This window comes from Treponema sp. TIM-1 (assembly GCF_046533115.1).
In the GTDB taxonomy this organism is placed as follows: Bacteria; Spirochaetota; Spirochaetia; order Treponematales; family Breznakiellaceae; genus JAIRMO01.
Window position 1 is genome coordinate 1 of sequence record NZ_JAJQRC010000068.1, and the last position, 9,415, is coordinate 9,415.

9 protein-coding genes and 1 pseudogene are annotated in these 9,415 nt (G+C 54.2%); all 10 read left to right on the forward strand.

Features of this window, described 5'->3' with window-relative positions; translation table 11 throughout:
* Positions 1-308: pseudogene (locus LQZ21_RS14490) on the forward strand (hypothetical protein); the annotation flags it as partial.
* A gap of 64 nt (positions 309-372) precedes the next feature.
* On the forward strand, positions 373-999 hold the full coding sequence (locus tag LQZ21_RS14495; protein WP_411045291.1) for a redox-sensing transcriptional repressor Rex: 627 nt from the start codon (positions 373-375) through the stop codon (positions 997-999).
* Positions 1,000-1,335: 336 nt separating this feature from the next.
* Entirely contained in the window at positions 1,336-2,325 is a 990-nt protein-coding gene (gene hprK, locus LQZ21_RS14500; protein WP_411045292.1) for an HPr(Ser) kinase/phosphatase, read from the forward strand.
* A 50-nt stretch (positions 2,326-2,375) separates the two neighbouring features.
* Positions 2,376-2,642 (forward strand): HPr family phosphocarrier protein, encoded by a 267-nt coding sequence (locus LQZ21_RS14505; RefSeq protein WP_411045293.1) that lies wholly within the window; start codon positions 2,376-2,378, stop codon positions 2,640-2,642.
* A 7-nt stretch (positions 2,643-2,649) separates the two neighbouring features.
* Positions 2,650-4,473, forward strand: coding sequence for a sensor histidine kinase (locus LQZ21_RS14510; RefSeq protein ID WP_411045294.1), 1,824 nt, complete (start codon positions 2,650-2,652; stop codon positions 4,471-4,473).
* Positions 4,451-5,848: a sigma-54-dependent transcriptional regulator gene (locus tag LQZ21_RS14515; protein ID WP_411045295.1), complete on the forward strand. Its 1,398-nt coding sequence runs from the start codon at positions 4,451-4,453 to the stop codon at positions 5,846-5,848. Before LQZ21_RS14510 ends, LQZ21_RS14515 begins: the two co-directional genes overlap by 23 nt.
* On the forward strand, positions 5,845-6,453 hold the full coding sequence (gene lexA / locus LQZ21_RS14520; protein ID WP_411045296.1) for a transcriptional repressor LexA: 609 nt from the start codon (positions 5,845-5,847) through the stop codon (positions 6,451-6,453). The genes LQZ21_RS14515 and lexA overlap by 4 nt, the downstream gene beginning before the upstream one ends.
* Position 6,454: 1 nt before the next feature.
* Complete coding sequence (gene holA / locus LQZ21_RS14525) at positions 6,455-7,444, forward strand: DNA polymerase III subunit delta (RefSeq protein ID WP_411045297.1); 990 nt, start codon at positions 6,455-6,457, stop codon at positions 7,442-7,444.
* Positions 7,444-8,733, forward strand: coding sequence for a cellulase family glycosylhydrolase (locus tag LQZ21_RS14530; protein WP_411045298.1), 1,290 nt, complete (start codon positions 7,444-7,446; stop codon positions 8,731-8,733). Before holA ends, LQZ21_RS14530 begins: the two co-directional genes overlap by 1 nt.
* Before the next feature lies 1 nt (position 8,734).
* Positions 8,735-9,313, forward strand: a complete 579-nt coding sequence (locus tag LQZ21_RS14535; protein ID WP_411045299.1) for a manganese efflux pump MntP — start codon at positions 8,735-8,737, stop codon at positions 9,311-9,313.
* Positions 9,314-9,415: the final 102 nt, after the last annotated feature.

Below are 9,415 nucleotides of genomic sequence, written 5' to 3' on the forward strand. Positions count from 1 at the left end.
AGGAGCACGTAGGGAAGAAGGAGTACCAGACGATGTTTGACGCATTGGTAGAGAGTGTCTTGGAGGACAAACGGCTTGCCCGTGAGGAAGGGCGGGAAGAAGGCATCCAGATAGGCACGGAGAAGGGCATTCAAATAGGTACCGAAAAGGGACGGGAAGAAGGACGCGACGAAGGACGAGAGGAAAAACAGGCGGAAGCCTACCGGGAAAAACTGGAATCCGCCCGGATACTCAAGGGTTATGGCGTTTCGGTGGAGGTAATTGCCCAGAGCCTGCATCTGACCGTAGAAGAGGTCGAGTCCCTGTAATATTCCGCTCAACCGGATTTTGAAGCTGATCCAATTGTGAAAAATTTCACGGATAGGGGTTGTTATGTCGCAAATTCCTGAGCCAACCAAGGGACGTCTCCTGTATCTTATGCGGGTACTTGAGAAAACAGGAACAAAACAGCTAACGTCCCATCAAATAGAGGCGTTGACCGGTTGGTCTAGTTTTACCGTGCGTAAGGATGTTTCATATCTGGATGGGAATTATGGCGGTACTGTCCAGGGTTATGAGCCGGCGCCTTTGATCCAGGCGATAAAAAAGACCCTGGGCCTTGAAACCCGCCGCCGCTTCTGCGTGGTAGGCTTGGGCCGGCTTGGTTCGGCATATCTCAATTTTCATGCCTTTCATCTTGGCGAATTTGAACTGGTCGCTGGGTTCGATATCAGCGTAAACCGGGTGGAGATCCTCAAATCTCCGGTGCCCCTCTATCCGGCCTATAAAATGGCGGAAATTATTCGCCGTTTCTCCATAGAAATTGCACTCCTCTGCGTTCCCGGTGAAGCCGCCCAGGGGGTTGCGGAAAAACTGGCCGCCGCCGGCATCCGGGGAATCCTGAATTTTGCCCCGGTAATACTCACCCTGGACGGGGAAATTACGGTACGGAACGTCTATGTGGTGGATGAACTACGGGCCCTCTCGATAAATTTGCAACCACCACAGGACTTTCAATGAAAAGTGAAAAGTTCCCCCCCAGTATCCCCCCCAAGCCGGCGCTTGAGCGCCTTTTCCCGCTGATAGCCGTGGGGGCCGGGGATTTCCCCTTGCCCACTTACCTGTAGAGTCCGCCTTCGCAGCCAACGGTTATTGGCACGGGCAGGATGTCGGGAAGGGATACCCTATGGCGAAAAACGTTTAGGTGGTGAACCTACGGTTCTTGTCTGCTCCGGCGGGGAATTCCAGAGTCGTGGGCAAGGGGAAATCCCCGGCCCCCACGGGAATCCCCACCCAAGGCGCTCAAGCGCCGGATGCCGCATTGCAGGGTTACCCGTTTTAGTTTATCATAATAACATGATGGCAAAGCGATTTACCGTCCTGGATCTGATAGATATCGATCTCAAGGAGCATAATTCCCTGAACCTCCACTGTATTGGTGGCAGAAAAGGACTTGCCCGGGAGATAGGCATCCCCGATATCAACCGGCCGGGACTGGCCCTGTCGGGGTTTTACGAATCCTTTGCCTCCGAGCGGATCCAGCTTTTCGGCCGGGGGGAGGTTGCCTACCTCCGCAAAATGTCCGAGGAAGGTAAAGTTGAAAATATCAAACAGATGTTTTCTTTTCCCATACCCTGCTGCATCTTTACCCACAACCTGACCCCGGACCGGAATTTTTTCGGCGAAGCCGAGCGGGCCCAGTGCCCGATACTCCAGACCGATTTGACTACCACTGATTTTCATGCCCGGCTGATGCGGATCCTTTTGGATATTTTTGCCCCGGAGCGGAGTATCCACGGGGTACTGGTGGAAGTATACGGCCTGGGAATCCTCATCCTGGGCGATTCCGGGGTGGGAAAAAGCGAGACCGCCCTGGAACTGATCAAATTGGGCCACCGGCTGGTGGCGGACGATGTGGTGGAGATCCGCTGTGTCAGCGGTAATATCTTGATAGGCACCGGGGCAAACCGGATCATCGGACATCACATGGAGATCCGGGGACTGGGGATCATCAACATTACCCATCTTTTTGGCGTGGGAGCCATCAGGGACCGGAAACAGATCCAATTAGTGGTGGAACTGGAGGTCTGGGATTCTCAAAAAACCTACGACCGCCTGGGGATAGAGGAAAAGTACATGGATATCCTGGGGGTGAGCATCCCGAAATTGGAGATCCCCGTCAAACCCGGCCGGAACGTACCCATCATCATAGAAACCGCGGCCATGAATGAGCGGCTCAAAAAGATGGGGTATAATTCGGCAAAGGAATTCAACAAAAATATCCTCAAATGGATAGAAAGCGATCAAGCCAGATCAGTGTATTTTGGGCAGGAAGATATCATCTAAATCCGATGGATGGGACCATGGATTTGAAAAAGCTTGTTTAGGAATAAGTAATGGTTGAACAGATTGTAACCGTAACAAACAGGGCCGGGATTCATGCCCGGCCGGCAGCCCTGCTGGTCCAGATCGCCAAGGATTTTACCTCGTCGATTTATCTGGAAAAGGACGACGATCGGATTAACGGAAAATCGATCATGGGGATTATCACCCTGGGGGCGGCCTATGGGACCAAGATAAAAATTATTACCGAAGGAGAGGATGAGCAGGCAGCGGCAGATGCCTTAGTCCGCTTGTTTGAGTCTAAATTTGCGGAAGAGTGAGGGAAGGATGAAAACAGTCCGGACCCACCCACGGTATTCTTTCATCACTGTTCGGAGCCTGGTCTTAATCTACCTGCTCCTCTGTATTTTAACCGTATTTTTTGCCCGGACCTTTTTTTCCGATATTTTTCGGGAGGGCAGCATCCCGGAGCTTCTTACCTATATCATGTTTCTTACCATCCCCGCGGTGCTGCTGATATTTTTGGCCTTTTCCGTTCAGAATCTGGTCAGGGACATTTGGGCCCGCCGGATGGGAAGCAGGTTTCAGGCCCGGCTCCTGGGGTATTTTGTGATTACGGTCCTGTTCACCGCCGTGCCGATTGGGGTGGTCACCATCCAGTCGGTATACGAGATCGCCCGGTTCTGGCGGACCGTCCATGTGGAGGAGGCCCTGCGGGAAGCCCAGAAGATGACCCTGGAGAGTTATTCCTTTCAGATGGAAAAACTGGAAAACCTGGTACAGAACAACGATTTTGATCCCCTGATGACCTTGGCCGGGGAACCGGATGCCGCGGGAGAGGACTTGATCGGCCGTCTCAAAAACGTTGCCGAAGAACTCACGGCGATTCAGGATTTTCATTTGCAGGAAGACGGCGCCTGGCAGGGAGGGACTTTTGTCGGGGAACCGGCGGGGGAACTCAAAGTACCCCCGGGAACCCAGCCGGGTTTTGTGTCCCGGGAAATACCCCGGGATACGGATGTTATCCGGTATATCGTATACCCCGAAAAAAACACCCTCCGGGTTATCAGCTACGGCCTGGGGGAAGGATTTGACCGGGGCATAACCATGGTGGAAGAAGAGCTGGGCCGTTTTAGTTTCGTCACCGCCTTGGGTCCTAATTTAAAATCCCTCCTGGCCCTGTATCTGGGGGCGTTTATCTTCCCCACCCTGCTGATGACGGTTATTATCACCCTTTCCTTTGCCTCAAAGATAACCCAACCCCTGGCGGAACTGACGGAAGCTACCCGGCGGGTGGCGGAGGGGGATTTTTCCATCCAAATATTGGCCCGTCCCGAGGATGAGTTGGGGGTCCTGGTGCAGTCCTTCAACGCCATGGTCCAGGACCTGGAAAAGTCCCGGGCCGCCCTGGTACGGACGGAAAAAATATCCATCTGGCAGAGCATGGCCCAGCAGCTTGCCCATGAGATAAAAAACCCCCTTACCCCCATAAAACTTTCGGCGGAACGGGTTTTGCGGCGCTGGAAGAATGAGCCCGGGGGGATCGGCGAAATTCTGGAAAATTCCATGATGGCCATCATCCAGGAAGTGGATGGCTTATCCGCCCTGCTTAACGAATTCAGGACCCTCGCGCGGCCCATGGAACATAGCCTTTCCTGGACAAAACTGCGGGACCTGGTGGAAGAAACCATCATCCCCTATCATACCTCCTATCCTGAGGTACACTTTGACATGGATCAGGTGGGAACTGATTTTTCGGTAAAAATAGACCGGCGGCATTTTACCCAGGTCCTTACCAACCTCATCATCAACGGCATCGACGCCATGAACGGTAAGGGGTTGATACAAATCCGGGCGGATCTAGTCAAAAAGCGGGAAAGCCGTTATTGTAGATTAAGTATTCGGGATACGGGAAAAGGTATCAACGAAGAGGAAAGTTCCCAGGTTTTCACCCCTTATTTTACTACCAAAGAATCCGGAACCGGCTTGGGGCTGCCCATTGTGGAGCGGATTGTGAACGACCACGGGGGATCCATTTGGTTTAATTCCGCCGAGGGGATGGGAACGACCTTTTTTATCGATATACCTATAGACGAACCGGCCATATTCCCGGAAAAAGGCGCTGACTATGACAAAGATCCTCATCATTGACGATGAACCGGGAATCCGGAGAACCCTCGCCTCGATCATGGAAGATGAACATTACACCGTATTTACCGCGGAAGACGCGGTACTGGGGCTGGAAATTTTAGGGGCCGAACCCATCGACCTGGTTTTTCTGGATGTGATGCTTCCCAAGCTGGGGGGCATGGAAGCCCTGGAACGGATCCGCACGGGCTGGCCCGATCTTGAAGTGATAGTCATATCCGGGCACGCCAATGTGGATATGGCGGTTCGGGCGGTAAAACTGGGGGCCTTTGATTTCCTGGAAAAACCCCTCTCCCTGGACAAGGTCCTGACCCTGTGCCGGAATGTCTTTACCCTGCAAAAATTACGGGAAGAAAACCGGGACCTTAAAAAAAATATTTTGACCAAGGATGAGATTATCGGGCAGAGCCCCCAGTTGGAGGAGGTCCGGGGCAGGATCAGACAGGCCGCCCAAAGCGACGCCCGGATCCTCATCTATGGGGAAAACGGTACCGGCAAAGAACTGGCGGCCCGGGCCATCCACCGCGGTTCCGCCCGGGCGGGGAAGGCCTTTGTGGAGGTCAACTGCGCCGCCATACCGGAAACCCTTATCGAAAGCGAACTCTTCGGCCATGAAAAGGGGGCCTTTACCGATGCGGTCTCCAGCCGCAAGGGCCGGTTTGAATTGGCCCACGGCGGGACCCTGTTTTTGGACGAAATTGGGGATATGTCCCTGGCCGCCCAGTCCAAGATGCTGCGGGCCATTCAGGAACAGCAGATCCAGCGGGTAGGGGGGGAGAAAACCATCATCACCGATGTCCGTATCATCGCCGCCACCAATAAGGACCTGGAGGCGGAATGTAAAGAAGGCCGTTTCCGGCAGGACCTCTTTTTCCGCCTCAACGTGATCCCCATAGTCATGCCCGCCTTACGGGAACGAAGGGGGGATATCCCGGTCCTCCTCTTCCATTTTTTAAAGGAACTGAGCGGGCTGAATTATGAGTTGACCGATGATGCCCGGGACGCGCTTTTAGCCTACCCGTGGCCGGGCAATATCCGGGAACTCAAGAACCTTGCCGAGCGGATTGCGGTGATGTGGGATGATGAACATATCAGCCTCAAGGCCATTCGGGAACTCCTCCGGTGGAGCCCCATAGAGGATGCGCCGGCCCTGCCGGAAACCGGTCCCTTTTTATCCGGGGATCAAGGCCCTTTCCCTTCTAACATATTTCATTTAAAATATAATGAAGCAAAGGAGATGTTTGAAAAATATTATTTGGAATTCCAATTATCACAAAACAACGGGGTTATTGCCCGGGCTGCGGAAGCCATTGGTATATATCCAAGCAATTTGCATGTTAAATTACGCAAATATAACATATTAAGGACAGAACGATGAAAGAACTCACCCAGCGTCAAGGGGAAGTGCTGGGCTTTATCACGGAGTACATCAAAAACCATACCTATCCTCCTACCATTAGGGAGATAGCGGATCATTTTTCCATATCGATTAAGGCGGCCCATGACCATGTATCGGCCATGAAAAAAAAGGGCTACCTGCGGAACGGGGACCGGCGGTCCCGGACCATTGAACTTATCTTCCCGGAAGCGGATGAGCCCCCGGAAAAGGTGGTGGAGATCCCCTATTTGGGCACCGTGGCCGCGGGCCGGCCCATTCTGGCGGAGGAACACCATGATGGCTCGATTGCCATGCCCTATTCGCTGTTGAAAAAGAACCGGGATTATTTTGCCCTGCGGGTTAAGGGGGATTCCATGGAGGGCGCCGGTATCATGGACGGCGATACGGCCATTATCGAAAAAACGGAAACCGCCCGGAACGGTGAAATCGTGGTGGCGCTGCTGGATGACGCGGCTACCTTGAAACGTTTTTATAAGGAATCGACCCGGATCCTCTTGCAGCCGGAAAATCCCAACTATCCGCCGATCTATACCCAGAACGCCCGGATCCTGGGACGCCTTACCTATACCATCCGCTCCTATTGATATGGCCAAAGGCACGTGTCTGCTGTTCCTTGGACCGGAAATCGGCGAAAAACAGGATGCCATTAACGAGATCCGGCGGAAGATGACCACGGCCGCCGGAAGCCCTCCGGAGGAAATTTCTTTTTATGCCGGAGAAACCGCGCTCCCGGACATCCTTTCCCAGTTACGGAACGGTTCCCTTTTTTCCGATTCCCGGCTGATCTTTATTAAAAATGCCGAAGCCCTCAAAAAGAAAGAAGAAATTGATCCCCTGGCCGCTTATATACAGGCGCCGCAAAGCAACACCACCCTGATCTTTATATCCGAGAATTCCGGCGTGGCCAAGGGGCTGGAACAGGCCTTTGCCGCCGGGGCCAAACGGATCTTTTGGGAGCTTTTCGAGGACCGGAAAACCGAATGGGTGGCGTCTTTTTTCAGACGGGCGGGGTACCGCATCGGGGATGAGGCCATTGAAACTATCCTGGAGATGGTGGAGAACAACACCGATGCCCTGGGACGGGAATGTTCCCGGCTTATGCTTTTTCAGGACAAGGACCAACGTATCACCGGGGAGGATGTGGAAAAATGGCTTTCCCATACCCGGGAAGAGTCAGCCTTTTCCCTTTTTTCCCGGATAGCCCAGGGGGATCTGCCGAAAAGTATCGAGATCCTCCATACCCTTCTGGCGGCCAAGCAGCCGTCCATCTCCATTATGGCGGCTTTGACCTGGTGTTTTAGAAAACTCAGGGATTATCTCCACCTGGTCAATTCGGGGTGGACCTCGGAGCTGGAATTCAAGAAAATAGGCCTGGGCTCCTCCAAGGTCCGGCGGGATTACGCCGAGGCGGCCCGTCATTTTCCCCAGGCGGACACGGCCCTGTCCCTGATCGCAGAATTTGAGGTACTCCTCCGTTCCGCCGGTTCCGCCCCGGAACTCATCCTGTGGGACCTCCTCTTGTGCCGGCTCATCCGGGACCCCAACCGTCCCCGGGAAAAATGGAGGTATTACTGATGAAACTATTCCGTATCCCCGTGGGTTTTTGCGTGGTGTTGCTTTTTGCCTCCTGCCTTTCCCTGTCGTTTTCTACCGATGGTTCCCGGCGGGTCCCGGCGGATTTTTTCGGTATCATCCCCGGCGGCCAGGGGCCCCTTTCCCGGGAACATGAATTCCTGGATGAACTGGGGGTGGCATGGATGCGGACCACCTTTTATTGGAGCGATATAGAACGCCAATCCGGGGAATGGAATTTTTCACGGTATGACGAATATGTGGAGGAGGGCAAAAAGGCCGGGAGAAAGCTTCTGGCCATTTTAGCCTATGATACCCCCTGGATTTATCGCGATAATAAACGCCGGCGGAATATCACCCCGGAACGGCTGCCCCACTACCTCCGGTATGTGGAAGAAGTGGTCCGCCGGTACCGGGGGAAGATCGACGCCTATGAGATATGGAACGAGCCGAACTGGGTTTTCTGGAAGGGGACCGATCAAGACTTTTTTGCGCTTTCCAAGGCGGCCCTGCAGAAGATTCGGGAGCTTGATCCCCAGGCAAAAATCGTGGCCGGCTCTTTTTCCTGGGTACCCAAAAAGTTTATCCGGGATATGTTTGCCGCCGGGGCCATAGCAGGGGCCGATGTCGTCTCCTTCCACCCCTATGGGGTAAATCCGGAAAGTTCCCTCAAGCAGTATGACCGGTTGGTGAAGGTTTTATCCGAACAGGGCTATACCGGGGAGATCTGGGTTACCGAAGTCGGATATCCCACCGATGGTTATTACCCCACCCGGGTAGCGGAGGAGGTTTTTCCCGAATATGTGGTAAAAACCTTGGCGGGCCTGGCGATCCGGGGGGCCCAAAAGGTCTTTTGGTACGAGCTGACCGGCGCATACTTCCGGGGCAAAGAACCCAACCGGGTTAATTCGGAATACTTTTTCGGGCTGGCCTATCCCGATTATTCCCCCCGGACCGGGGTGGCCGCCTATGCCCTGTGCAGCCGGTATATAGCCGGCGCCGAATACCGGCCGGAGCTTCCGGCCCGGGAAAACCTGCCCCCGGCGGTGGAAACCCTCTACTTCCGGGGGGAGGGCGGCCGGAACACCCTGATCCTCTGGAACAACGGGAAAAGCCCCCTGCCCCTGCGGCTCAAGCTCCCCGGCACGGAGCAAACCCGCCGCGATATTTTTTCCGGCGAAGGGCGGGCCGTCCCCGAGGAAACGGAGCTTATCCTTGATACGACCCCGCAGTTTTTTACCTGGTTATCAGGGCCGGAGGGGACCCCCCTGCCTTTGGCGGCAAGAGCTTAAGATGTTCTCCGTCATCCTGATTGGCCTTAGCCTCTCCATGGATGCCCTTACCGTATCCCTCAGCGCCGGGATCGGTATCCGGGGGCTCAGGCGCTTTTATATGGTTCGGGCCGCTTTTTTTTTCGGCCTCTTTCAGTTTATCATGCCCCTGCTGGGGTGGTATTTGGGTAAAACCGTACAGGCGTATATCACGGCCTATGATCATTGGATCGCCTTTGGGCTTCTGGCTTTTATCGGCGGCAAGATGTTTATAGCGGGGGTTACGCAAAAGGATCTCAGCCGGGAGGGGGATGATCCCCAAAAACCAACCGAGGACATCCGGAGCGTGGGCCCCCTTTTGGCGCTTTCCCTGGCCACCAGTATCGACGCCCTGGCGGTCGGCATTTCCTTTAACATCCTGGGTCAGGGGATCTGGTCTTCCTCCGCCATCATCGGCGGCATCACCTTTTTGGTGTGCCTGAGCGGTTTTGTCTTTGGCAAAGGCCTCGGCCGCTTCCTGGGGAAATGGGCCGAGCGGGCCGGGGGCCTCATGCTCATCGCCATAGGACTCAAGATACTCCTGGAACACCTTCTGGCCTAGAGGCCCGTCCTAGGAACTGTTCAAAAATAACTTGCCCAAAAGGGCAAGTTATTTCGTTATTGCGTAAGCAATTAGAATAAAATGCATCGCATTTTATTCTTG